Consider the following 22229-nt stretch of genomic DNA (forward strand, 5'->3'; position numbering starts at 1 on the left):
CCCTCATCATGTTCAGCATGCTCGACTACGGGCTTCGGCTCGCGCAGCACCTGGACCTCATGCTGTTGTTCGGGTTACCGCTGTTCGCGTGGTACGGCCCGGCTGCGTTGACGGTCAGTGGTGATCGGTGCTCACTCCTGCCCAAGCGGGCCTTGAGCCTCGGGCTGCTGATCTGTGCGGTGCTGGGCCTGGCGCTGGTGAGTATCGAGATTGCGCGCAATACCGCGGGCATCATGGGCATCGCGGTTTCCGAGTTGGGCCGGGATGACCTGGCTTGGTATCTGTTCGACGTCCCCGCCGGCTTCGCCGGCTTGACGCGAGCACTCCTGCTGGTTGTGCTGATCGCTGTGCTCGGCTGGCGGTTGTGGCGTGGTGAACGCCCGTTCCCTGTCCGGCGAGTGACCGTGCTGGCCGGTGTGGCGCTGCTCAGCCTGGCCTGGAACGGACACGCTGCCGGGGGCGATGGTGTGAGCGGTGCAGTGCGGCTGGTGGCCGGTATCGCGCACCTGCTCGCCGCCGGCGGTTGGATCGGCGCCATAGCGGCTTTTCTGCTCCTGTTTCTGCGGCACGGCAAGCCCGCCAAGGGCCAAGGCTTGTATGTGCTGTGGCAGGCGCTGCACAGCTTTTCACGCCCAGGCACCGTTTTCGTCGGCGTCCTGGTGGTGACCGGCATCCTGCACTACGCGGATCTGACCGGCTGGTCCATCGCACCGCTGTTTCACAGCCTGCACGGCAACCTGATGCTGTTCAAGCTGGCACTGTTCGCTGCGATGCTGGGCCTGGCCGCCCTGCATCGCTGGTGGTTGGTACCCCGACTCGAACATGACATCCATTCCGGCGCCCCCTCGCACTCCGCGCAGCACCTGCGACTGAGTGTGATCATCGAGGCGACGATCGCTCTCCTCATCCTGGTAAGCGTAGCGGTACTCGGCACCCTAAGCCCTCATGGATGACAACGCTTGGACAACAACAGGTGGACAACCGCCAACCAGGAATTTCGTGCACGCCTTGCACGAGTAATGAGGGTGCCTCATGGAGCTACGTCATTTACGATGTTTTATTGCGGTTGCGGAAGAACTCCATTTCGCCCGCGCCGCCGAACGCCTGAACATTGAACAGTCTCCTCTCTCCCGGACGATCAAGGAGCTTGAGTCGGAGTTGGGCACACAACTCTTCGAACGAACCTCTCGTGGAACACGTCTGACCTGGGCGGGGGAGGTATTGACGGAAGATGCCCGTCGCGTCTTCACCACCCTTGATCAAGCGCGGGCAAACGTTCAGGCCGCTGCCTCCGGCTATCGCGGCATGCTGAGAATTGCTCTATCCGATGGCATCGTGGCACAACGCTTGGCAACACTGCTGGCTCAATGTCGACTAGAGGAGCCTGAGGTGGAAATACGCCTGTTTGAAGTGCCGCTCTCTCACCAGGCAAAAGGATTGCGCAACGACTTGTATGACGCCGGTTTTTCCCGCTCGGACGAAGGCTGCGATGGGATGTATTCGCAAGCTGTCTGGCACGATCCCTTGATCGTGGCGCTGCCCGCACGCCATCCTTTGCTAGCAGTCTTCGATAACGTCGTGAGATACTCGCTTCCAGCGGCCACCACCGGAACGTCGCCATGAGCCGCTTCATCCCCGTTGACCGCCAGACCGACTATCTTCTGCCGCCTTCCGTGGACGAGTGGCTGCCCGATGACCACCTGGCGCGCTTCGTCGTGGACGTCGTCGAGCAACTGGACCTCTCCGCGCTGACGCGTCGGTACGCCGGCCGGGGGCATAAGGCCCATCACCCGGCGGTGCTGCTGAGTCTGCTGGTCTATGGCTATGCCACCGGGGTGTATTCCAGCCGCAAGATCGAGCGGGCCACCTATGACTCGGTGGCGTTCCGCTACCTGGCCGCCAACACCCATCCCGACCACGACACCCTGGCCACCTTCCGGCGGCGCTTCCTGCCCGAACTGGAGCAACTGTTCGTCCAGGTGCTATTGCTGGCCCGCGAGATGAAGCTGCTCAAGCTCGGCACCATCGCGCTGGATGGCACCAAACTCAAGGCCAACGCCAGCAAGCACAAGGCGCTGTCGTATGGCCATGCCAAGAAGCTGGAGACGCAAGAGTCGGCCAGTTGAGCTGCTAGAGCTCGATACAAGTACCTTTGAAGTTTCAGAGGAGATGGCTACGTGAAGTGATAATTTTCAGGGAAACGTCGCCGACAAGGCGATAACAATCAGGCGGATCTCGACATCTATGCTAAAATTTCATTCGCCTGAGACTGCAATAATCATGCGGTTTATTAATGGTCAAACCTCTTTTCTTCTTCTCTGACGCCTAATGGAAAGGTGTTCAACCACTTGCGCGGATCGAAAATTGGGCTCAGACAAGGCAATAACTTGGCAAGCTAATGTTTTCCCGGGGGGCTATTTGAAAGCTGAGGGAATGCTTTGCTACCCCGCCGCAGCTGCTTTGAAGCCAACGGCGGATACAATTCACCCTAATACCGTTTGGTTATTTTGCTTTACTATATAGCCTGAACAGAGTTGGCGAGTCTTTTCTCTTGACCAAATGGCGTAGTGTAAAAACGCTGCTCTATGCCGTAGAGAAGAAGTTTTAGTTCTTTATCAGAGGATATCTCAAACTTCTGGTTTTTATGGTCAAAACTAAGCTTTTCCTTGCAGTAGCCCTCAACGTAACTGAGCATAAGTTTTTTATCATCTGCTGACATGGCTTGCAGGGTCGCCATGGCGAGGCCGATTCGTTTCCGGTTGGGCTTTGAAACATTTTTCACGCAATAAGAATCGCTAAGCTCGATGAATGACTCAGCCAGGAAGCTTTCAACCTCATTGTCAGTAGCTTCTTTGTAAAGTTCGTCAATTCCCTTGAAAATACTGGAGATAGTCGCCAGATTACGAAAAACTAGAGTGTCCGTTTTTGCAAAATAAACTGCATCAGGGGTTGGGTTAACAACCAGCCTGTTCTCACCTTTTTCCAGCTTTGCCGTCTCGCCGAAGACAAGTGTTTTCCTTTTTATGAATAGCCCAGGCGTTACCTTCTGGAAATAAAACTCACCACCTTGAACAGAGATAAGGTATGCTATCTTAGAAAACTGATCTTTAGTCAAGTCGTCATAGTCTTTTGAATCAAATTTATTTTTCAGAAAATCAATACAAAATGACTTATGACTAAAGTGATCGACCTTAAACCAAGAGTCTTCGTCTAAGTTGTGGTCAGGGTTGTATGTTACGCAGGAGTTCAAGTCAACTCCTATGACATCAAAAAGCGCTTCATCCGAAATCAGCTTGAAGTACTGTTTCTTTTTTTTCCTCTTCACTTTGGCAAGCACTTGATCCATATTCACTTCCGCTCTATGAATGTGTAGTTATTGATCCTGTATGCTACCGGGATCTGAACTTCGTCTGGCTTTTTATATTTTTGACAACTAATCAGAAAAATGGCTGTGCCATTCTTTGTGGTTATGTTGTAGAATTCATAGCCAAACAATAGAAAGAGAGGGTTAAAATAAAGGGCTTGAGATAAGAACGTAAACAAAAAAAGAACGCTGTAAACAAACCCTAACGCCTCCCAGCTTTCTATGCTTAGTGCGACAAAAAAGTACCCAAGATAACTGGGGAGAAAACTGTTGTTTGCATGCTCTATTCTTTCTACCTCGCCAGACTTGAAGTCATCTTTTCCCAGCTTGGAGCTCAGCAGAATACTGCCGCCGGTGGAAAGCACAGGGATAAGAAAATAAATAAGATAAGAAACTGAGTTCGGAAGTAATTCAGTCCAATCGAGCCATGCGGTGCCACTGAGAACAGGGCCTAAAGTATAGCCTTTCTGCACAAGAAAAATAATCACAAGAAGTGATGTGGCATTGAGAGTTAGCAAGAGTCGGAACGCAGTATTTATTATCATCCCTCAGTCACCTTGCCGGTAATTAGCGCTGGCCTTAACCAGTCACAAAGCGCTTTAATTGTGATTTTTCGATAAAATTTATACGTAAAAAATCCATTGTACATCTCCGCGTGGGCGGCCTCAAGTTCCAAGCGCAACGCTATTGAAAGGTGCTCGGCAAGGGAGCCGACTTCTTGAGCGCCTCGGCGAAGAACCGAAGAACGCCAGCGGTGTTCGTTAGGTTGATCGGTTCTTCGTCACTTCACGTGGATTTTGGCCTGATCGAACAGGCGGCCCACCGGGCTGCCAATCAGGTAGATCATGGCGATGAAGTTGGCCTCGTTACGGTAGCCGCGAGCGCGTGACCTTGCCGCCTGGAACAGGCCGTTCATCCCTTCCAGTCGTGCGTTCGTCAGCCCCGAGATCCAGCGCCTAACTGATCTTACCCAGCATTGGTGGACACCGATTTAAGCGATCATTCGGGCCTCGAAGACCTCTGGGCTGATCATCCCAATCGCACTGTGCCGGTGCCGACGCTTTCGGCCATACAGGCGGAAAAGGTTTGATAGGTGATTCTTGACCGGCTCATTCCCTGTTTCTTTGCCGTTTCGCCGCAATCATCGGGTGCCGGACTATCAAGTTGTTCCGGCGAATCAGGTCGATAAATTGCCCAGAAATTGCGAGTCATGATGGAGGTGCGGTTCGGATGACTGGCTGCCCACAACAAGGCAGAATGTGGAAAAGCCCCATGCCACCTGGAGCCGGAGCATGAAGTTCAAACGGATGACCCTCACCAACTTCCGGCATCTTGTGCATTTCGACACCACGCTGGATGAGCGCCTGACGGTGCTGGTCGCTCGCAACGGCCAGGGCAAGACCACCCTGCTCGATGCGCTGGCCATTCTGCTGGGCTCTTTCGTGGGGACTTTCGACATGGGCAAGGGGCGCCACATCGAGCGCTCGGATGCCCGTCACCAGCGAGAAGGCGAGGAGGCCGAGCAGGAGCAGCAGTACCCGGTGCGAATTGCCGCGGTGCTGTCTGACCTTGAAGAGGGTGAGGTTTCCGTTGCGCGTGAGCTGACAGGGCCCAAGAATCGCACCACTGTCAGGGATGCCGCGCCACTGGTCCAGTACGGCAAGGCCCTGATGCAGCAGGTACGGGGCCTTCAGCCCGTCACGCTGCCACTGGTGAGCTACTACGGCACGGGGCGCCTGTGGAAGACCCACAAGAACCTCAAGCGCAAGGCGGTGCTCAGCGAGAGCCGCACGCTGGGCTATGAAGACTGCCTGGCGTCGGCCTCCAACTACCTTCAGCTCCAGGAGTGGATGGGTAAGGCCACGATGGCCGTCCTCCAGCAGCAGGATCGCAAGGAGAACGGGACCGGGCGCCTGGTAGGGCAGCTCAATGCGGTGCTGCGAGCGGTCGACAAGGTACTCGAGCCCGAGGGCTGGTCTATAGCCTGACCCATGAAGAGCTGGCCATGCAGCAGGAAGGCCAGGGCGTTCTGCCGGTCAGCCTGCTCAGTGACGGCGTGCGCACCATGGTCTCGATGGTGGCCGACATGGCCTGGCGGTGTGCCAAGCTCAACCCCCATCTCGGTGCCGAGGCGGCCAGCCAAACCCCGGGCGTGGTGCTGATCGATGAGGTTGACCTGCATCTGCATCCGGCTTGGCAGCAGCGGGTGGTGCAAAGCCTCCAGGCCACCTTCCCCGAGATCCAGTTCATCGTCACCACACACAGTCCGCAGGTGCTGACCACGGTCCCCAGGGAGTGCATCCGCTTGTTGGAGATACAGTGGGATGAGGGCGCCCATGCCTGGTCGCTGACCTCCATCGAGCCGGACTACCAGACGCTGGGCGTGGCCAGCGCCGAGACGCTGTCGCGCATCATGGGCATCGACCCCGTGCCCGAGGTGGTGGAGGCTCGTATGCTTCATGACTATCGGCGAGCCATCGAGCTCGGCGACGATCAGTCTCTTGAAGCCCGTAGCCTTCATGAACGTCTTGTGGCGCACTTCGGCGAGCAGCATCCCGAGATGCTGGAGTGTGAGCGGCTGCGTCGGTTCCAGGCGATGAAGCGGAGGATCAAGGGCAGGGAGTCGTCATCGGATGCATAAGCTGGAGCGACCGGAGGCCCCGGGATGCCTTGCCCAGTACCGGCGTGGCGCGAAGGATTGGCAGCGCATCAGCTCGGCGGAGAAGCGAGAGATCTGGGTACAGCTGGACGCCATGCAGGGCCAGCGGTGCGCCTACTGCGAGGATCTGCTCCACCCAGAGCGCCGACATATCGAGCACTTTCGGCAGCGGTCGCGCTTCCCGGAGGGCACCTTCCAGTGGGACAACCTGTTTGGCTCCTGCAACAAGTCTGGCAGCTGCGGGAAGCGAAAGGACCGCAGCGAGTACCGGGCAGGCGACATTCTCAAGCCCGATGTCGACGATCCTGACGACTACTTGCGCTTCCTCTCCGATGGAGGGATAGCGCTGCGCCACGACCTGACAGCCGACCGGCGCCATCGGGCCGAGGAGACGCTGCGAGTGTTCAACCTCGACCATGAGCGCGGGGCGCTGCGCCAGATGCGGCGCTCGGCGCTCCAGGGGTATCTGACTCGGGCTGAGGAGCTGCAGGAGTGGTTCGAGCTCGACGAATCGCTCTTCCTGGAGTTTCTCGAGGAAGAGCTGCATGCCATTGCCGGCCTTCCGTTTGAACAAAAAACCGCCGCATTCTGCGATTCGATTCTCCGAATGAATCGGCAGTCGAGGCGGTGCAAGGCGGAAGCCTTGCCGGTTTAGCTGGATAAATATATAGTTAATTCATGGCCATTATTCGCTCCGATACGCTCACTCTTCAGGTTGCCAGCGCCGAGCAGCAAGCGGCGCTGGCCGACACGCTGGCGCTATATCGTCGGCTGGTGCGCGATCTGATGACGGTGGCCTATACCCATTGGCCGGCAGTCGGTGTCTGTGATGGCAATGAAGCGGTCAAGGTGCTGGAAGGCCTGATCCACCCTACCCGAAAGCGCCCATCGGTGCGGTATGCCTACTTCTCCCGCCGCTACTACAAGTTCCCCTCCTACCTGCGCCGGGTGGCGATCATGGATGCGGTCGGCCAGGTGCGTTCTTTCGTCACGCGCTTCGACGCCTGGCGGCGTGGCGAGCGGAAACACCCGCATGCTAAGCCACCGCGACTGACCGCCAGTACACGCACCTTCCCCAGCCTCTATGGTGGGCAGTGTGCCAAGGTCAATGCCGATGCCACCCATGCCTTCATCAAGGTGCGGCAGCGCAATGACTGGCTCTGGATGGGCTTTCGACTCAAGGGCCAATGCCGCTTCCGCGGCAAGGGTCAGGCGAAATCGCCCCTGCTGACCTTCAACGGGCGGCAGTGGAAGCTGTCACTGCCCGAGCAGTTCGACCCACCCAAGCCCGCCAAGGGCGCACCGGATCGGGTGCTGGCGGTGGATGTCGGCATCAACACAGCGGCAACCTGGGCGGTTGTCGATGCTCAAGGCACTGTCCATGCGCGTGGCTTTCTCTCGCGCACGGATAAAGACCGGGAACATCGACTCATGCAGCGCATCCGCCGCCAGGCGCGCCGCCAGACCCGCCACGGCAGCCGTCTGCCACTGGGCTTCTGTGGTAACCGGTCATTCCAAGGCGTGCCGATTTCCGCTTGCCTTATACGTCGCGTAGTGGCTGGATCAGGGCCACCGCGACCTTCCACTGCCGGTGATCTTCCGACTGCACGAGGACGGTCTTGCGGTTGATCTTGATGACGCGACCGAACACCTGACCCTCGCGGCTCTCGAAGGAAACGGCCTGCCCCAGGGTCAGGCGGCTCAACACCGCCATCTCCTGACGGGCCTGGAGTTCATCGATACGGCGGCAGATGAGGTCGTTGAGCGCCAGGAGCTGGTCGAGGCTCATGTCGTCGATATGCATGGGGAACCGGATCTCGTGCATCGGGAAAGGCGCCACCTTGCCCGATGCGCAGGAAGGTGTCGATTCAGCGCTCGATGTCGGAGCGCAGCGGCGCGTCGGCGAACAGGGTCTTCCAGCGACGCGGTGTCAGCTCGTCGACCCGTGAGGCGGGATGAAGCGCCACGCGCTGGAGGACATCGACCAGATAGGTGTAGGGGTCGACGCCCTGCAGCCGGCAGGTGGTCAGCAGGCTCTGCACGATGCCGACGTGCTCGGCGCCGACCTCGCTCCAACAGAACAACCAGTTGCGCCTTCCCATGGGAATGCAGCGCAGGCCACGCTCCAGGTGGTTGGTGTCGATCGGCACGTCGGGATCGGACAGGAACACCTCCAGACTGCGCTGCCGCTTCAGCGCGTACTCGACGGCCTTGCGCAGCGGGTGGCGGGGCTCCAGATCGTCCCGATGAAGCTGGTGATCGCACCATTGCCAGAAGGCTCGCACCCGCGGTTCGCTGTAGTCGGTGCGCGCCTTGAGTTTCTCCGGTCCTTCGCGGCCCTTCTCACGGATCCAGGTCTCGGCCTTGTAGAGCCCGGCGATCCGCAGCAGGCCTTCCTCAACCGCGTCATCACTGCCCTGCGCCTTCTCGAAGTGCCTCCGTGCGTGGGCCCAGCATTCGGCGTGGGTCACCCCCGGGCGCTTCTCGGCATAGCGGGCATAAGAGGCGTTGCCGTCGGTCAGCAGCACGCCTTCGAAGTGGTCACCCAGCACCGTGTCGATGTGGGCCTTGGCGCGTGACGGGGAAAAGGTGAAGCTGATCTCGTCGTGGTCACCGTACAGCGGCCAGAACCATGCCTCCTGCATCTTGCCCTTGGTCTTGCGGCCCGCCTTGATCGGCGTCTCGTCCATGGCCAGCACCTGGCTTTGCAGCACGTGCTCCAGCTGGGCCAGGTGGATCGGCGACAGCAACGCCGCAGCTCGCGCCACCTGCTGAGTCAGTGTGGTGCGACTGAGCTGGATGCCGGCCTGCTGCAGGCGCTGATGCTGGCGATAGAGCGGCAGGTGGTAGCAGAACTTGTCGACCAGCAGGCCGGCGATGAAGCTGACGTCGGCCAGTGAGCCGTCGAACAGCGTGGCCGGCGCTGACGTTGCCTGGGGCGGCGCCGCCTTGCTGACCTTGAACACCGGGCAACGATACTCCAGCACCTCGAAGCTGGCCCGGCGCTGCGCCAGGCGGAAGGTGCTGCGCGTGGCGATCACCTCGACGTCGTCCAGGCTCATGCCCTCGGGCAGGTCCGGTGCCACCTCGATCACCTTGACCGGCACCGAGGCATCGAAGCGCAGCCCGGTGTCGTTGACGGCATCACGACGCGTCTTGCGTGACGGCGTCTTGGCGGGTGAGGCGTCTTCATCAGGCTCGGGCGGCGGCGGAGCCGGCAGATCCTGCATACTGCCGAGCAGGCTCTGTTGCACGGCCGGGTCGATCGCCAGCAGGCGCTCCGACTTGCGACCGAACAGCTGCCGCTTGAACCAGTCGAGCTGGCGTTGGAGCGACGCATTCTCTTCCCTGAGGACCGAGTTTTCGGCCAGAGATTGCTGGTATTTCTGCTCCAGAGACGGCGACGACACGAGGCGATATTTCCTGGTGAATCAGGCCGTTATTTTACCATGCCATCAGGCCGCTGACACCTTGGGATGCCAGCGTTTGCGGCGTTTCGTGACCACCAGATCGAGTCCCTCGATCAGGGCTTCGAACTCGGCAGGGCTGAGCGTGATCGCCTGGCCGGCGGTGGACGACGACAGGGTGGCGAAACGTCCGCGCTCCAGGCGCTTGCTCCACACGCAGTAGCCGCCGGCCTGGAAGTACAGGCACTTGAGCTGGGTGCGCCGCCGGTTGATGAAGATGAAACCGTGCCCGCTCAGCGGATTCTGACCCAGCTGTCGGCGAACCAGGGCGGCCAGCCCATCATACGAGCAACGCATGTCGGTGGGCTGGGTGCACAGCCAGAGCGTGATCGGCGGGCGCATCATGCCCCCCGGCGAAAGCGCAGACAGACACCATCCCCCAGGTCGAGCTCGATCTCCCAGCCGCGTGGCTCGTCACTAATGGCATCTTCCTCTGGCACTGACACGGGTGCGAAGAGCGCCGGCTCGGCAGCCCTGTGATAAGGCATTGGTGCGTCGCCGGCCAGTCGCCGCTTCCAGAGCTTGAAGGAACTGACGGGAAGCCCTACCTGCCGACAGAAGGCTTGCTGGGAGAGCCCGCTTTGGGCCTGTTCGTCGACCCAGGCCTGCCATTGCGAGGCGGGGTGGCGGGAGTGGCGTCGCTTCGACATGGGGACTGATGCTCCGTCGGTGAATGACGGGATCAGCGTAGGGGGTCAGGCCATTTCAAGAAACGACGCGCCAGGACGGCCGCTTACTTCTGTGGTCGGGATCACGACCGGCTGACGCGCCTGGCCGACAACGAGGCGCACCAGATCAGTCGGCGTTTGGTGAATCTGGCGCTGGAACACGACTGCCAGGCCGTGGTGGTCGAGAACCTGAAGGGTTGGCGTCCCAAGGGCGGACGCAAGCGCACGCCCATGAAGGCGCGCTTTCACCGCTGGTTTCATCGGCAGCTCGTGACGCGCCTCGACAGCAAGGCCGTCGAAGCTGGCCTGCGTTTCGTGGCGGTCTATGCCCGAGGCACGTCAAGCCAGGCCTTCGACGGCTCGGGGCCGGTGAAGCGCGACAGCAAGAACTACAGCCGTTGCACCTTTTCCAGCGGCAAGCGCTACCACGCGGATCTCAATGCCGCTTACAACATTGCCGCCCGCGGCCATGTGTACTACCAGGGGTGCCGTCGCAAGGCGGCACCCCGTGCCGGTGCGCAGAAGTCGACCGGCACACCGAGAACCCCGGTGACGCTCTCCACGCTCTGGCAACAGAGCGCGTGAGAGTGATCGGAATCCGCGATTCTATTCGCAGAATGAATCGTCGGAGGGTTCAAACCGCTATCCGGCATCTGCTGACAGCGGTATGAAACCGCCTCACTCGATATTCTGGATCTGCTCGCGCATCTGTTCGATCAGTACCTTGAGCTCCACCGCGCAGCGGGTGGTGCTGGCCACCACCGACTTGGAGGAGAGGGTGTTGGCCTCGCGGTTGAGTTCCTGCATCAGGAAGTCCAGGCGCCGGCCCACTGGTCCCTTCTGGGTCAGCTGGCGCTCCACCTCGGCCACATGGGTGTCCAGGCGGTCGAGCTCCTCGTCCACGTCGGCTTTCTGGGCAAGCAGGGCCAGCTCCGCCTCCAGGCGCTGGGGGTCGAGCTCGGCCCGGACGCTCGCCAGCCGCTCCAGCAGCTGGGCGCGCTGGCGCTCGAGGATCTCCGGCAGCAGGGCGCGCACCTCGCCCACCTGGGCCTGGATGGCGACGAGCCGCTCGCGGATCAGGGCGGCGAGCTTCTCGCCCTCCCGGGCGCGGCCGGCGGCCAGGTCGTCCAGGGCGGTGCGGAACAGGGCGAGTGCCGCGGCCTTGACCGCCTCCGGGTCGGGGCCGGAGCTCTCCAGCACGCCGGGGTAGTCGAGCAGCGCCAGGGCGTCGGGGGGCGTGGCGTCGGCCACGGTCTGGCGCACCTCGGCCAGGGCGCCGGCGAGCTCGGCCAGCCGCGCCGGGTTCACGGCGAGGCCGGAGGCGCTGCCGGCTGGCTCATAGCGAAGGCTCACCTCCACCTTGCCTCGGGCCAGTCGGGCGCGGAGCGCCTCGCGGAAGGCCGGTTCCAGGTCGCGCAGGCTCTCCGGCAGGCGGAAGTGGGGCTCCAGGTAGCGCTGGTTCACCGAGCGCAGCTCGAGCTGCAGGCTGCCCCAGTCGGCGGTGTGCTCCTGGCGGGCGAAGGCGGTCATGCTGTGGACCATGGCGAGGACTCCGGGGTGACGCGGATGAACGGACAGAAGTGTCGGATAGGCCGAGTGTACCCGATTCGCCGACGCGGCTGCCCAAGGGTGTAGAATGGCCGCCAGCCATGATTCCCGTGCGTTTCAGACCCGACCCAAAGAGGTGATATGTCCACTCCGTTTCGACGCCCCAGCGGCCGTGCGCCCGAGCAGCCCCGCGAGATCCGCCTGACCCGCGACTACACCCGCCACGCCGAGGGCTCGGTGCTGGTGGAGTTCGGCGACACCAAGGTGCTGTGTAACGCCAGCGTCGAGCCCGGCGTGCCGCGCTGGCTGCGTGGCAAGGGCCAGGGCTGGGTGACCGCCGAGTACGGCATGCTGCCGCGCGCCACCCACACCCGCGGCGCCCGCGAGGCGGCCCGCGGCAAGCAGGGCGGCCGCACCCTGGAGATCCAGCGCCTGATCGGCCGCTCGCTGCGGGCGTCGGTGAACCTGAAGAAGCTCGGCGAGTTCACCATCACCGTGGACTGCGACGTCATCCAGGCCGATGGCGGCACCCGCACCGCCTCCATCACCGGTGGCTGCGTGGCGCTGGTGGACGCCATCCGCTACCTGCAGCGCAAGAAGCTGATCAAGAGCGACCCCTTCGTGCAGTTGGTGAGCTCGGTCTCCGTGGGGCTCTTCAAGGGGGTGCCGGTGGTGGATCTGGACTACCCCGAGGACAGCGGGGCGGATACCGACATGAACGTGGTGATGGCCGAGGACGGCAGCCTGATCGAGGTGCAGGGCACCGCCGAGAAGGGCTCCTTCAGCCGCGCCGAGCTCAACGCCATGCTGGAGCTGGCCGAGAACGCGGGCAACCAGCTCTTCGACCACCAGCGCGAGGCGTTGGGCATCCCGCGGTAAGCGGGAAGCGAAGGGCGCCGGGCAAGGTCCCTTAACGCAGCACGCCGGCCATGGTGGCCGGCGTGATGCGTTCCGGTGAACCGGAACGGCGACGGGGAAGGGCGTCAGATCGGCAGGTCGTACTCGACGATCAGCGGGGCGAACTCCGAGAAGGTGGCGTCGTAGTCGACCCAGGCGTCCACCACGTGGCGGCGGAAGTTGGGGCCCACCACCTGATAATCGATGCGCCAGCCCTCCTGGCGGGAGCGCGGCACCTCCTGGTCGAGCTTCGGCCACCAGGTGTACTCACCGGCGTCGCGGTTGATCTCGCGGAAGCAGTCGATGAAGCCGGTGGGGCCGAATACCTGGTCCATCCAGGCACGCTCCTCGGGCTTGAAGCCGGGGGTGTCCTGGTTGTCGGCCCAGTTCTCCAGGTCGATGGTCTTGTGGGCGATGTGCCAGGTGCCGCAGATGATGTACTCGCGGCGCTTGCGGGCCATCTTGCTCAGGTATTCCTGGTACTGGGCCATGAAGGCCTGCTTGGCGGCGAAATCGCTGCCGTCGGGCATCAGGAAGCTGGCGATGCTGAAGCGGTCGTAGTCGGCCTGCAGGAAGCGCGCCTCATGGTCGCACTGGGGGAAGCCCAGCCCGTACATGATGGCCTTGGGAATCTTCCGGCAGTAGATCCCCACCCCGGAGAAGCCGTCCTGCTCGGCGTCTAGGAAGTAGCCCTCGTAGCCTTCCGGATAGAGGATGCTGTCGTCCAGCTCGAAGCTCTTGGCCTTGAGGTTCTGGACGCAGACGACATCGGCATCCTGGCTGGCCAGCCAGTCGAGAAAGCCTCGACCGACGGCCTCGCGGATGCCGTTGACATTGACTGTTGCTATTTTCATACGTGGTCCCTTTACCGTCGCGCGTGTATGATACCCGACGTTTCGACGTTTGGGTAAATGGCTACGGCCAATAAAGGTGATAGGAGCCAGCGGTGGAGCATTCCGGCACGCCTGCGCTGCAGGACTACCAGCGTGAATTCATCGAGTTCGCCATCGAGCAGGGGGTGTTGCGCTTCGGCGAGTTCACCCTGAAGTCGGGTCGGGTCAGCCCCTACTTCTTCAACGCCGGGCTGTTCCGCACTGGCGGTGCCCTGGCGAGGCTGGGGCGCTTCTATGCCCGCGCCATCGTCGACCGTGCCCCGGCCTTCGACGTGCTCTTCGGCCCCGCCTACAAGGGCATTCCGCTGGCCGCCACCGCGGCGGTGGCGCTGGCCGACCATCACGGCCGCGACCTGCCCTACGCCTTCAACCGCAAGGAGGCCAAGGCTCACGGCGAAGGCGGCAATATCGTCGGCGCCGAGCTTTCCGGTAATATCCTGATCATCGACGACGTGATCACCGCCGGCACCGCCATCCGCGAGGTGATGGGCCTGATCGATGCGGCTGGCGCTCGCGCCGCCGGGGTGGTGATCGCCCTGGACCGCCAGGAGCGCGGCCAAGGTGACAAGAGCGCCATCCAGGAGGTCGAAGCCAGCTTCGGCATGCCGGTGGTCAGCATCGTGACGCTGGACATGGTCCTGGCCTATCTTGAAGAGCAGGCTGGCGATGCGCTGCGCGGCCATGCCGCCGCCATTCGCGACTACCGGGCACGCTACGGCGTCTCGGCCGACTGAAAGCGACCGCACCAGCAGGCAAGGGTGAAGCTCGCCATAGAGCGGGCCACTGACAAGGAGAGCGAGATGAAAAAGACACTGACGCTGCTGACCGGCCTGGCCCTGCTGGGCACCGCGGGGATCGCCCAGGCGGCCAGCTTGGATCTCAACCTGGGGCCCGATGCGGTGCAGTTCGAGGCCGCCGGTGAGGTGGTGGACGGCATCAGCCTGGGTGGCGGCGTGGTCCACAGCGAGTATCGCGAGGACGCCACGGTGTTCCACGCCCAGCTGATGGGCGCCAACCATACCCGTGACCACGAGGTGGGCGTGGGCGCGCGCTGGACCCAGTACGACACCGACTACGGCAAGGGCGGTGGCCTGGGGCTGGGCGGCTACGGCTATGTCTACCTGCCCAACCTGCCCGAGGTCTCCCTGGGCGGCTACGGCTTCTATACCCCCGGCGTGGTATCCAGCCGCGACCTGGAAGACGGCTACGAGATCGGCGTGCGCGCCCGCTACGCCTTCACCCCCAACGTGGATGGCTACCTGGGCCTGCGCCAGCTGGGCGCCGACTTCGACAACGATGCCGGCACCCGCACCCTGGATCGCGGTGCCCAGGTTGGCGTGCGCCTGCGCTTCTGACCGCTCCCGCCGCCTGCCGCCGCCGATGATCGCGGGCCCCGTCACGGGGCCCGCCTGCGTTCCACCGGGGCCCCTACCGGAACCACCATGCTCGATGTCGTCCTCTACCAGCCCGAGATCCCGCCCAACACCGGCAACCTGATCCGGCTGTGCGCCAATACCGGCTTTCGCCTGCACCTGATCGAGCCGCTGGGCTTCGTGCTGGACGACAAGCGACTGCGCCGCGCCGGGCTCGACTACCACGAGTGGGCGGCGGTGCGGGTGCACCCCGACTGGGCGGCCTACCTCGAGGCGGCCGCGCCGGTTCGGGTGTTCGCCGTGTCGACCCGGGGGCGGACCGGCTATCATGAGCCGACCTATGGCGAGGGCGATGCCCTGGTGTTCGGCCCCGAGCCCCGCGGCCTGCCCCAGGCGATGCTCGATGCCCTGCCCGAGCCCCAGCGGCTGCGCATCCCCATGCGCGAGGAGAGCCGCAGCCTGAATCTCTCCAACGCCTGTGCGGTGCTGGTCTATGAGGCCTGGCGACAGCTGGGCTTTCCCGGCGCTGCCGCGGTGGACTCTGCGAGGCCCGTGCGATGAATGCTCCCGTCACCATCCAGCAGCGCCTGGCCCGGCTCAACCCCCGCCAGCAGGAAGCGGTGCGCTATATCGACGGCCCCTGCCTGGTGCTGGCCGGCGCCGGCTCCGGCAAGACCAGCGTGATCACCACCAAGATCGCCTACCTGGTCCAGGCCTGCGGGATGAGCGCCCGGCGCATCGCCGCGGTGACCTTCACCAACAAGGCCGCCCGGGAGATGAAGGAGCGGGTGGGGCAGATGCTCAAGGGGCGCGAGGGGCACGGGCTCACCGTCTCCACCTTCCACACCCTGGGGCTCAACATCATCCGCCGCGAGCTCAAGGCGCTGGGCTACAAGGCAGGCTTCTCGCTGTTCGACCCCGAGGACGCCAAGGCGCTCTTGCGTGACCTGATGCAGAAGGATGCTCAGGTGGACGCCGAGGCGATCAACTCGGTGCAGCACCAGATCTCGGCCTGGAAGAACGACCTGGTGCTGCCCGGCCAGGCGATGTCCCACGCCGCGGACGACGACGAGCTCTTCGCCGCCCGGGTCTATGAGGCCTACAACCGCCACCTCAAGGCCTACAACGCGGTGGACTTCGACGACCTGATCCTGCTGCCGGTGGTGCTGCTGCGCGACGACCCCGAGGCCCTGGCCCGCTGGCGCAAGCGCATCCACTACATGCTGGTGGACGAGTACCAGGACACCAACGTCAGCCAGTACCAGCTGGTGCAGCTGCTGATGGGGGAGCGCCAGACCTTCACCGTGGTGGGCGACGACGACCAGTCGATCTACGCCTGGCGCGGCGCGCGGCCCGAGAACCTGGTGACCCTGGGCGAGGACTTCCCGCGCCTGCAGGTGGTCAAGCTGGAGCAGAACTACCGCTCCACCGGCACCATCCTGCGCGCCGCCAATACCCTGATCGCCAACAACCCCCACGTCTACGAGAAGACGCTCTGGTCGGAGATGGGCGAGGGGGCGCCGATCCGCGTGGTGGTCAACCGCCACGAGGAGGCCGAGGCGGAGCGGGTGGCCAGCGAGATCCTCACCCGGCGCATCAAGGAGAAGGCCGAGTGGCGTGACTTCGCCGTGCTCTACCGCGGCAACTTCCAGGCCCGGCTGCTGGAGCTCAAGCTGCAGCACTACCAGGTGCCCTACAAGCTCTCCGGCGGCACCTCCTTTTTCTCGCGAAACGAGATCAAGGACGCCATGGCCTACCTGCGCCTGCTGATCAATCCGGCGGACGACAACGCCTTCCTGCGCATCGTCAACGTGCCGCGCCGGGAGATCGGCCCCGGCACCCTGGAGAAGCTGGCCAACTATGCCACCGAACGCGGCATCTCGCTGTTTGCCGCCTGCCACGAGCTGGGCCTGGCCGAGCAGCTGCCGGTCAGGGCTGTCGAAAGGTTAGGGAGATTTACCCACTTTATCGACGGGGTACGGCGGCGCATGGACCAGGGCGACGCCATCGCCGCCATCCGCGACATGCTGCGGGAGATGGACTACGAGGCCTGGCTCTACCAGAACGCCAGCGCCCCCACCATCGCCGAGCGGCGCATGGCCAACGTCTGGATCCTGATCGACCAGCTCGAGAAGTCGATGCAGTCGGACCCCGAGGAGAGCATGGCCTCCGAGGAGACCGAGACCGACAGCGTGGAGGCGGCCATCTCCCGGCTGGTGCTGCGCGATATCCTCGAGCAGCAGGCCGAGGAGGACGACTCCGACCGCGTCCAGCTGCTCACCATGCACGCCTCCAAGGGGCTGGAGTTTCCCCACGTCTACCTGATGGGGCTCGAGGAGGAGCTGCTGCCTCACCGCAACGCCATCGAGGCGGGCACCGTGGAGGAGGAGCGCCGCCTGGCCTATGTGGGCATCACCCGGGCCCGGCGCACCCTGACCCTGACCCTGGCCCGCCAGCGCAAGGCCTTCGGCGAGCTGATGGACTGTGCGCCGAGCCGCTTCCTGGACGAGCTGCCGCCGGCTGACCTGGAGTGGGAGGGCCGGCCGGACCGCGAGGATCCGGAGAAGAAGCAGGCCCGCGGCCAGGACGCCATCGCCGGGCTGCGCTCTTTACTGGGCTGAGGGCTCTTTACTGGTCTGAGGGCTCTTTACTGGGCTGAGGGCTCTCTGCTGGGCCGAGGGCTATCACCGGTCATAGGTCGTCCTGGTCCCTCAAACGCAAGCGGGGCGCCCTGAGGCGCCCCGCTGACGGTTCTGCAGATCGAGAACCGTTTACTGCACCGCTTCGACCATGAAGTCCACGGCGGCCTTCACGTCGTCATCGGAGAGGCTCATGTTGCCGCCCTTGGGCGGCATGGCGCCGATGCCGTTGATGGAGTGGTCATAGAGGGTCTCCATGCCCTGCTCCAGGCGGGCGGCCCAGGCGTCGGCATCGCCCTTGATCGGGGCGCCGGCGGCGCCGGTCATGTGGCACGCCATGCAGGCCTGGTTGTAGATCGCCTCGCCGTCGATGCCGGCATGGGAGGGGGCGTCGCCATTGGCGTCATCCTCGGCGGTGGCTTCTTCGGTAGCCTCGTCGCTGGCGGCCTCTTCCTCAACGGCAGCCTCTTCGGCCGGGGCTTCCTCGGCGGGCGCTTCGTCCGCCGCGCCGTCCAGTTCCGGCACGTCCATCACCGGCTCGAGCAGGTAGGCGGTCGAGGCAGCGACTTCCTCGTCGGAAAGGTTGGGGTTGCCGCCGCGAGCCGGCATGGCATTGAAGCCGTTGATGGAGTGGTCGAGCAGGGTATCCCAGCCCTGGTCGATGCGGGCGCTCCAGGCGTCTTCGTCGCCGCGGACCGGGGCGCCGGCGGCACCGGTCTCGTGACAGGCCATGCAGACGCGGTTGTAGATCGCGCCGCCGTCGATGCTGTCGGCGCCGTTGCCGTTGGCCGCCGGGGCGGCGTCCGCGGAGGCCGCAGTGCCGCAGTCCTCGCCCTGCAGGCAGAGCTGGCCCGCCGGCTTGAGACGCTCGGCGATGGCGTCACGGTCGACGTTGGCCTGGGCGGTAGCCATGCCGGCGGTCAGGCCCAGGGTGGCCAGGCACCCCATGATCAGCTTGCTGGATTTCACTCTCACCACCTCTTGACGGTCCTGTAGAAGTTGTTCGCGGCGCAGGCCCGGTTGCCGATACGGCCGGAAGACGCCATGACGCATATTTTAGTGCGGTCCAGTATACCGGCATCCCCGGCGGCTGGAAAATGCTGCACCCCCCGCCATTCGCATGAGAGGCCCAGGCGACGCGCCCGGCCCGTGCTGGACAGGCGCCAGCGAGGCGGTTAGGATGTCGACCGCCTGGTGTCTTCACCAGGCACTGCGCGCCCGTAGCTCAGCTGGATAGAGTACTGCCCTCCGAAGGCAGGGGTCACAGGTTCAAATCCTGTCGGGCGCGCCAGCTTGCCAGGCCCGTGGAGTCTCTCCACGGGCCTTTTTGCATCCGTGACTTCGGTTGCCACTCTATCTCTCCTCGTTCTTTCTCCTCTCTCTTCCCGCTCCGTTCCCCCTCGACGTCTATCTTCCATCCATGCCCCGCTTCCATCCATGCCCCGGCACGGAGGCAGCAGGAGGCCGCTCGGCCATACCGCCCGGGATTGACGGTTGACGGAGATCATGTCTGGCGTCCTTGCTCCCTGATCTCCAGGCGTCGGCTGATCGAGATCAAATTTCATTCATGTTGTTATAAAAAATATTGCCTTTGATATCATGTTGTGATGTGTGAGACTCGTCCGCTCACCCTTGGCTATTTCATGGAAGATGAAGACATATATTGGCAAGATGCGCGGCGAACGTGCGCAACGAGGCATTCCCGACCTGCAGGACGCTCTCTGGTCATGGCTGGGGGCTGCCACAGGCATGGGAGCGATCTGCTGGCTCAGTACCCATTGGCTCTCCCAGCACCTGCTGATCGTCGCCTCCTTCGGGGCAACTTCCGTGCTGCTCTATGCGGCCCCGGAGAGCCCCTTCGCGCAGCCGCGTAACGTGCTGCTTGGCAGCCTGCTTTCCGCCGTGGTGGGCGTTGCCTGCTTCCAGCTGCTGGGCGGCACCGCGCTGGCGGTAACCCTCGCGGTCTCCATCTCCATCCTGCTAATGCAGCTGACTCATAGCGTGCACCCGCCCGGAGCCGCGGCCTCCCTGGTGGCGGTAATCGGGGGGCCGGAGATCACCGGCCTGGGCTGGTGGTATCCGGTGATGCCGATCGGTATCGGCTGCGCGGTCATGGTGCTGGTCGCCATGCTGGTCAACAACCTGGCCCGCCATCGCCGCTATCCGCACCACTGGTAGCAACCGGGATGCGACGAGGGGTGCAGGAAAAAGCGCAAGCACGCCTCGCGAGAACAGAAAGGATTCTGCCCTCATTTCGCGTCTCGGCCTCTCGGTAGGTCCGCGGTGCTCTGCTATTGTCTCGTTCAGCATTCACGCGCCCGGCATCCTGCCGGGCCCCGTCAGGAGGAGGCAGCAGATGGCAAGTCACGTCCCGGATGTATCCCTACCCGCCACCATGTCGGCCATGCTGCTGACCGGGCACGGCGACGTCGATCGGCTGGTCTACCGTGACGATGTGGCCGTGCCCCGGCCCGGCCCGGGCGAGGTGCTGGTGCGAGTCACCGCCACCGCCAAGAACAACACCGACCGCAAGGCCCGGGAGGGGCTCTACCCGGTGAAGAAGGGCCAGGTGACCTCCTTTGCCATGGGCGGCGAGCCGACCCTGGCCTTTCCGCGCATCCAGGGCGCCGATATTGCCGGGCGGGTGGCGGCGGTGGGCGAGGGAGTCGATCCGGCCCGCCTCGGCGAGCGCGGCCTGCTCGACTTCAACCTCTACCCGGATGCCCGTCGCGACATCAACCTGACGCCGGACTACTACGGCCACGGCGCCGACGGCGGCTTCGCCGAGTACGTGGCGGTGCCTTCCGACCAGTTCCACCACGTGCCCAACCCGGAGCTTGCCGACGCCGAGCTCGCCGCCCTGGGCATGTGCTCCTACCAGACCGCCTACCATATGATGACGTCCGCCCGAGTTAGCGCGGGTGAACGAATTCTCGTCAGCGGGGCCAGCGGCGGGGTGGGCACCGCGCTGATCCAGCTCTGCCGCATCGTCGGCGCCGTGCCCTACGCGGTAAGCCAGCCGGAGAAGGCCGAGGCGCTCATGGCGCTGGGGGCCGAGGCGGTGATCGATCGCGGCGATCTCGATGGCTTCGCCGAGCGGGTGCTCGAGGCCACCGGCGGCGCGCCCATCGATGCGGTGATGGACCTGGTCGGCGGCGAGATGACCGACCGCTTCATCGACACCATGATCCAGGACATGAGGGTGCGTACCACCTACCCGCGGCTCTCCATCGCCGGCGCCAGCGGCGGCAATATCTCCGAGATCCTCTGGACGCGCATCTACCTCTACCAGGTGCAGCTCTTCGGCGTCTCCCACGGCACCCGGGAGGAGGCGGAGCAGCTGGTCGAGTGGATCCGTTCCGGCGAGCTCAGGCCGGTGCTCCACGCGGCCTTCCCGCTCTCCGCGCTGCACGAGGCCGAGCGCTGCTTCGTCAGCCGTGGCAGCAACTTCCTGGGCAAGATCGTGCTCGTCCCCGATAGCCAGTGGGACGAGCACGGTGCCCCCTTCTCCCTGGCTTCCCCCTCTGCCCACCAGGAGCCGCGCCCATGAGCCGCCCGCTGACCTTCCAGATTGCCCACCAGGAGCCGCGCCCATGAGCCGCCCGCTGACCTTCCAGATGATGGACACCCACGCCGGCGGCGACGTCAGCCGCATCGTGCTCGGCGGCATCGCGCCGCTGCCCGGCGACACCGTGCGTGACCAGATGCACTACCTGCGTGACGACGCCGACGGCCTGCGCAAGCTGCTGCTCTTCGAGCCCTACGGCATCCCCGAGATGTCGGTGGACCTGATCGTGCCGGCCACCGATCCCGAGGCCGCCGCCGGCTACATCATCATGGAAGTGATGGGCTATCCCATCTATTCGGGCTCCAACACCATCTGCACCGCCACCGCGGTGCTCGAGGCCGGCATCGTGCCCAAGCGGGAGGGGGTGCAGCATTTCACCCTGGAGGCCCCGGCGGGGCGGGTCCAGATCGAGGCCCGGGTGGAGAACGGCGTGGTGGAGGCGATCACCTGCGAGGGGCTGCCCAGCTACATCGACACCTACCGGGCGTCCATCCATGTGCCGGAGGTGGGGGATGTCACCTACTCGGTGGCCTACAGCGGCGGCTTCTACGCCCTGGTGGATGCCACCGCGCTCGGCTTCTCGCTGGTGCGGGAGGAGGAGCGGCGCCTCGCGGAGTGCGCCCACCGTATCGTCGAGGCGATCCAGGCCGAGCGGGGCTTCTCCCACTACACCCTGGGCGACGTGGGCCCGCTGCCCTTCCTGCACTTCATGGGGCCGGTGGAGCAGTTGGCCGACGACTTCTACCGCTCCCGCTCCACCACCTACGTTCACCCGGGAGTGATCTGCCGCAGCACCACCGGCACCGGCACCTCGGCGCGGCTGGCGCTGATGAACCACGAGGGGCGCATCCGCCCCGGCGACCGCCTGGAGACCGTCTCCCTGCGCGAGACCGGCTTCATCGGCACCTTCACCGGCATCCGCCAGGAGGGGCCCCATGCCGTGGTGGAGAACACCATTACCGGCAAGGCCTTTGTGCTCGGCCATACCGAGGTGGTGGTCAACTGCGACGACCCTCTGGTGGCCTGCGATGGCCTGCACCCTATCCTGACCGCCCGCCAGGGCTGAGGCGCACGCAAGCCGCCAAGCCAGGGGCGCCGGGGACAAGCCCCGAGTAATCCTTGACCCCGCCACCTAGATTCGGCCGGTAGGCCC

Annotated in this window: 24 protein-coding genes, 1 tRNA gene and 2 pseudogenes; 17 read left to right on the forward strand and 10 right to left on the reverse strand. The window is 63.8% G+C overall.

The genetic code is table 11. The features are described from left to right. Positions 1–8: 8 nt before the first annotated feature. The 3 genes and pseudogenes from copD to HIR79_RS01550 form a co-directional block, all read left to right on the forward strand. Positions 9–953, forward strand: coding sequence for a copper homeostasis membrane protein CopD (gene copD, locus HIR79_RS01540; protein WP_169956268.1), 945 nt, complete (start codon positions 9–11; stop codon positions 951–953). A 79-nt stretch (positions 954–1032) separates the two neighbouring features. Then, a complete protein-coding gene (locus HIR79_RS01545; RefSeq protein WP_502708656.1) occupies positions 1033–1623 on the forward strand; it encodes a LysR family transcriptional regulator in 591 nt (196 codons plus the stop codon). Then, positions 1620–2111, forward strand: a pseudogene (locus HIR79_RS01550) (transposase); the annotation flags it as partial. The gene HIR79_RS01545 and the pseudogene HIR79_RS01550, both read left to right, overlap by 4 nt. A 404-nt stretch (positions 2112–2515) precedes the next feature. On the opposite strand, the gene HIR79_RS01555 reads toward HIR79_RS01550, so the two are convergent. The 3 genes and pseudogenes from HIR79_RS01555 to HIR79_RS01565 form a co-directional block, all read right to left on the reverse strand. Next, positions 2516–3346 carry an ATP F0F1 synthase synthase gene (locus tag HIR79_RS01555; protein WP_169956270.1) on the reverse strand — a complete coding sequence of 277 codons (831 nt, stop codon included), beginning with the start codon at positions 3344–3346 and terminating at the stop codon, positions 2516–2518. A gap of 2 nt (positions 3347–3348) precedes the next feature. Then, positions 3349–3909 carry a KwaA family protein gene (locus tag HIR79_RS01560; protein WP_169956272.1) on the reverse strand — a complete coding sequence of 187 codons (561 nt, stop codon included), beginning with the start codon at positions 3907–3909 and terminating at the stop codon, positions 3349–3351. Positions 3910–4145: 236 nt separating this feature from the next. Beyond that, positions 4146–4331 (reverse strand): annotated as a pseudogene (locus tag HIR79_RS01565) (transposase); the annotation flags it as partial. Between the two features lie 325 nt (positions 4332–4656). Here HIR79_RS01565 and HIR79_RS18330 point away from each other — a divergent pair. The 4 genes from HIR79_RS18330 to HIR79_RS01580 are packed head-to-tail and all read left to right on the forward strand — an operon-like array spanning position 4657 to position 7652. Beyond that, the gene (locus HIR79_RS18330; protein ID WP_211620894.1) at positions 4657–5352 is read left to right on the forward strand and encodes an ATP-binding protein; all 696 of its coding nucleotides are present in this window, start codon (positions 4657–4659) and stop codon (positions 5350–5352) included. A gap of 17 nt (positions 5353–5369) precedes the next feature. Further along, on the forward strand, positions 5370–6005 hold the full coding sequence (locus tag HIR79_RS18335; protein ID WP_211620898.1) for an AAA family ATPase: 636 nt from the start codon (positions 5370–5372) through the stop codon (positions 6003–6005). Continuing rightward, a complete protein-coding gene (gene ptuB, locus HIR79_RS01575; RefSeq protein ID WP_169956274.1) occupies positions 5998–6678 on the forward strand; it encodes a retron Ec78 anti-phage system effector HNH endonuclease PtuB in 681 nt (226 codons plus the stop codon). The genes HIR79_RS18335 and ptuB overlap by 8 nt, the downstream gene beginning before the upstream one ends. A 23-nt stretch (positions 6679–6701) precedes the next feature. After that, on the forward strand, positions 6702–7652 hold the full coding sequence (locus HIR79_RS01580; protein ID WP_211620901.1) for a hypothetical protein: 951 nt from the start codon (positions 6702–6704) through the stop codon (positions 7650–7652). Here the strand turns inward: HIR79_RS01580 and HIR79_RS01585 are convergent. The 4 genes from HIR79_RS01585 to tnpA are packed head-to-tail and all read right to left on the reverse strand — an operon-like array spanning position 7564 to position 10140. Then, positions 7564–7848 carry a transposase gene (locus tag HIR79_RS01585; protein WP_249322186.1) on the reverse strand — a complete coding sequence of 95 codons (285 nt, stop codon included), beginning with the start codon at positions 7846–7848 and terminating at the stop codon, positions 7564–7566. The genes HIR79_RS01580 and HIR79_RS01585 overlap by 89 nt on opposite strands. Positions 7849–7891: 43 nt before the next feature. Beyond that, positions 7892–9433 (reverse strand): IS66 family transposase, encoded by a 1542-nt coding sequence (tnpC, locus tag HIR79_RS01590; RefSeq protein WP_211620849.1) that lies wholly within the window; start codon positions 9431–9433, stop codon positions 7892–7894. 45 nt (positions 9434–9478) lie between these two features. Further along, positions 9479–9832 carry an IS66 family insertion sequence element accessory protein TnpB gene (gene tnpB, locus HIR79_RS01595; protein WP_169956277.1) on the reverse strand — a complete coding sequence of 118 codons (354 nt, stop codon included), beginning with the start codon at positions 9830–9832 and terminating at the stop codon, positions 9479–9481. Next, complete coding sequence (gene tnpA, locus HIR79_RS01600; protein ID WP_110068988.1) at positions 9832–10140, reverse strand: IS66 family insertion sequence element accessory protein TnpA; 309 nt, start codon at positions 10138–10140, stop codon at positions 9832–9834. The genes tnpB and tnpA overlap by 1 nt, the downstream gene beginning before the upstream one ends. Before the next feature lie 144 nt (positions 10141–10284). On the opposite strand from tnpA, the gene HIR79_RS01605 reads away from it, so the two are divergent. Next, positions 10285–10743 carry a zinc ribbon domain-containing protein gene (locus HIR79_RS01605; protein WP_283241861.1) on the forward strand — a complete coding sequence of 153 codons (459 nt, stop codon included), beginning with the start codon at positions 10285–10287 and terminating at the stop codon, positions 10741–10743. Between the two features lie 93 nt (positions 10744–10836). Here the strand turns inward: HIR79_RS01605 and HIR79_RS01610 are convergent, their stop codons facing one another. After that, positions 10837–11700 (reverse strand): YicC/YloC family endoribonuclease, encoded by an 864-nt coding sequence (locus tag HIR79_RS01610; RefSeq protein ID WP_169956279.1) that lies wholly within the window; start codon positions 11698–11700, stop codon positions 10837–10839. Positions 11701–11847: 147 nt separating this feature from the next. Here HIR79_RS01610 and rph point away from each other — a divergent pair, with 147 nt between their 5' ends. Further along, a complete protein-coding gene (gene rph, locus HIR79_RS01615; protein ID WP_169956281.1) occupies positions 11848–12585 on the forward strand; it encodes a ribonuclease PH in 738 nt (245 codons plus the stop codon). Between the two features lie 104 nt (positions 12586–12689). On the opposite strand, the gene HIR79_RS01620 is transcribed toward rph, so the two are convergent. Continuing rightward, positions 12690–13457, reverse strand: coding sequence for an exodeoxyribonuclease III (locus HIR79_RS01620; RefSeq protein ID WP_169956283.1), 768 nt, complete (start codon positions 13455–13457; stop codon positions 12690–12692). A gap of 92 nt (positions 13458–13549) precedes the next feature. Between HIR79_RS01620 and pyrE the strand changes: the two genes are divergently transcribed. The 4 genes from pyrE to rep all read left to right on the forward strand — a co-directional run bounded on the left by pyrE (position 13550) and on the right by rep (position 17490). Continuing rightward, on the forward strand, positions 13550–14230 hold the full coding sequence (gene pyrE, locus HIR79_RS01625; protein ID WP_249322219.1) for an orotate phosphoribosyltransferase: 681 nt from the start codon (positions 13550–13552) through the stop codon (positions 14228–14230). Positions 14231–14296: 66 nt separating this feature from the next. Further along, positions 14297–14851 (forward strand): YfaZ family outer membrane protein, encoded by a 555-nt coding sequence (locus HIR79_RS01630; RefSeq protein ID WP_110069450.1) that lies wholly within the window; start codon positions 14297–14299, stop codon positions 14849–14851. An 87-nt stretch (positions 14852–14938) separates the two neighbouring features. Continuing rightward, on the forward strand, positions 14939–15430 hold the full coding sequence (gene trmL / locus HIR79_RS01635) for a tRNA (uridine(34)/cytosine(34)/5-carboxymethylaminomethyluridine(34)-2'-O)-methyltransferase TrmL (RefSeq protein WP_169956285.1): 492 nt from the start codon (positions 14939–14941) through the stop codon (positions 15428–15430). After that, positions 15427–17490 carry a DNA helicase Rep gene (rep, locus tag HIR79_RS01640; protein WP_169956287.1) on the forward strand — a complete coding sequence of 688 codons (2064 nt, stop codon included), beginning with the start codon at positions 15427–15429 and terminating at the stop codon, positions 17488–17490. The genes trmL and rep overlap by 4 nt, the downstream gene beginning before the upstream one ends. Positions 17491–17640: 150 nt before the next feature. Here rep and HIR79_RS01645 read toward each other — a convergent pair whose 3' ends face one another. Further along, complete coding sequence (locus HIR79_RS01645) at positions 17641–18477, reverse strand: c-type cytochrome (RefSeq protein ID WP_249322220.1); 837 nt, start codon at positions 18475–18477, stop codon at positions 17641–17643. 245 nt (positions 18478–18722) lie between these two features. Here HIR79_RS01645 and HIR79_RS01650 point away from each other — a divergent pair. The 4 genes from HIR79_RS01650 (at position 18723) to HIR79_RS01665 (ending at position 22142) form a co-directional block, all read left to right on the forward strand. Beyond that, a tRNA-Arg gene (locus HIR79_RS01650) sits at positions 18723–18799 on the forward strand. A 359-nt stretch (positions 18800–19158) separates the two neighbouring features. Further along, the gene (locus HIR79_RS01655) at positions 19159–19686 is read left to right on the forward strand and encodes an HPP family protein (RefSeq protein ID WP_169956289.1); all 528 of its coding nucleotides are present in this window, start codon (positions 19159–19161) and stop codon (positions 19684–19686) included. Positions 19687–19864: 178 nt separating this feature from the next. Then, positions 19865–21058 carry a zinc-binding dehydrogenase gene (locus tag HIR79_RS01660; protein ID WP_249322221.1) on the forward strand — a complete coding sequence of 398 codons (1194 nt, stop codon included), beginning with the start codon at positions 19865–19867 and terminating at the stop codon, positions 21056–21058. A 43-nt stretch (positions 21059–21101) separates the two neighbouring features. Then, entirely contained in the window at positions 21102–22142 is a 1041-nt protein-coding gene (locus HIR79_RS01665) for a proline racemase family protein (protein WP_169956291.1), read from the forward strand. Positions 22143–22229 lie beyond the last annotated feature (87 nt).

Origin of the sequence: Halomonas sp. PGE1 (genome assembly GCF_013000985.1) — a bacterium.
Classification (GTDB): domain Bacteria; phylum Pseudomonadota; class Gammaproteobacteria; order Pseudomonadales; family Halomonadaceae; genus Halomonas; species Halomonas alkalicola.

What these genes read in the sequence shown, in the direction of transcription:
- ptuB (WP_169956274.1), top strand. Translation starts at nt 5,998, where the DNA reads ATGCATAAGCTGGAGCGACCGGAGGCCCCGGGATGCCTTGCCCAGTAC.
- rep (WP_169956287.1), top strand. Translation starts at nt 15,427, where the DNA reads ATGAATGCTCCCGTCACCATCCAGCAGCGCCTGGCCCGGCTCAACCCC.
- HIR79_RS01585 (WP_249322186.1), bottom strand. Translation starts at nt 7,848, where the DNA reads ATGCACGAGATCCGGTTCCCCATGCATATCGACGACATGAGCCTCGAC.
- tnpB (WP_169956277.1), bottom strand. Translation starts at nt 9,832, where the DNA reads ATGCGCCCGCCGATCACGCTCTGGCTGTGCACCCAGCCCACCGACATG.
- HIR79_RS01620 (WP_169956283.1), bottom strand. Translation starts at nt 13,457, where the DNA reads ATGAAAATAGCAACAGTCAATGTCAACGGCATCCGCGAGGCCGTCGGT.
- trmL (WP_169956285.1), top strand. Translation starts at nt 14,939, where the DNA reads ATGCTCGATGTCGTCCTCTACCAGCCCGAGATCCCGCCCAACACCGGC.
- HIR79_RS01655 (WP_169956289.1), top strand. Translation starts at nt 19,159, where the DNA reads ATGAAGACATATATTGGCAAGATGCGCGGCGAACGTGCGCAACGAGGC.
- HIR79_RS18335 (WP_211620898.1), top strand. Translation starts at nt 5,370, where the DNA reads ATGCAGCAGGAAGGCCAGGGCGTTCTGCCGGTCAGCCTGCTCAGTGAC.
- rph (WP_169956281.1), top strand. Translation starts at nt 11,848, where the DNA reads ATGTCCACTCCGTTTCGACGCCCCAGCGGCCGTGCGCCCGAGCAGCCC.
- HIR79_RS01560 (WP_169956272.1), bottom strand. Translation starts at nt 3,909, where the DNA reads ATGATAATAAATACTGCGTTCCGACTCTTGCTAACTCTCAATGCCACA.
- HIR79_RS01545 (WP_502708656.1), top strand. Translation starts at nt 1,033, where the DNA reads ATGGAGCTACGTCATTTACGATGTTTTATTGCGGTTGCGGAAGAACTC.
- HIR79_RS01630 (WP_110069450.1), top strand. Translation starts at nt 14,297, where the DNA reads ATGAAAAAGACACTGACGCTGCTGACCGGCCTGGCCCTGCTGGGCACC.
- tnpA (WP_110068988.1), bottom strand. Translation starts at nt 10,140, where the DNA reads ATGTCGAAGCGACGCCACTCCCGCCACCCCGCCTCGCAATGGCAGGCC.
- HIR79_RS01580 (WP_211620901.1), top strand. Translation starts at nt 6,702, where the DNA reads ATGGCCATTATTCGCTCCGATACGCTCACTCTTCAGGTTGCCAGCGCC.
- copD (WP_169956268.1), top strand. Translation starts at nt 9, where the DNA reads ATGTTCAGCATGCTCGACTACGGGCTTCGGCTCGCGCAGCACCTGGAC.
- HIR79_RS01665 (WP_169956291.1), top strand. Translation starts at nt 21,102, where the DNA reads ATGAGCCGCCCGCTGACCTTCCAGATGATGGACACCCACGCCGGCGGC.
- HIR79_RS01660 (WP_249322221.1), top strand. Translation starts at nt 19,865, where the DNA reads ATGGCAAGTCACGTCCCGGATGTATCCCTACCCGCCACCATGTCGGCC.
- HIR79_RS01555 (WP_169956270.1), bottom strand. Translation starts at nt 3,346, where the DNA reads ATGGATCAAGTGCTTGCCAAAGTGAAGAGGAAAAAAAAGAAACAGTAC.
- HIR79_RS01610 (WP_169956279.1), bottom strand. Translation starts at nt 11,700, where the DNA reads ATGGTCCACAGCATGACCGCCTTCGCCCGCCAGGAGCACACCGCCGAC.
- HIR79_RS18330 (WP_211620894.1), top strand. Translation starts at nt 4,657, where the DNA reads ATGAAGTTCAAACGGATGACCCTCACCAACTTCCGGCATCTTGTGCAT.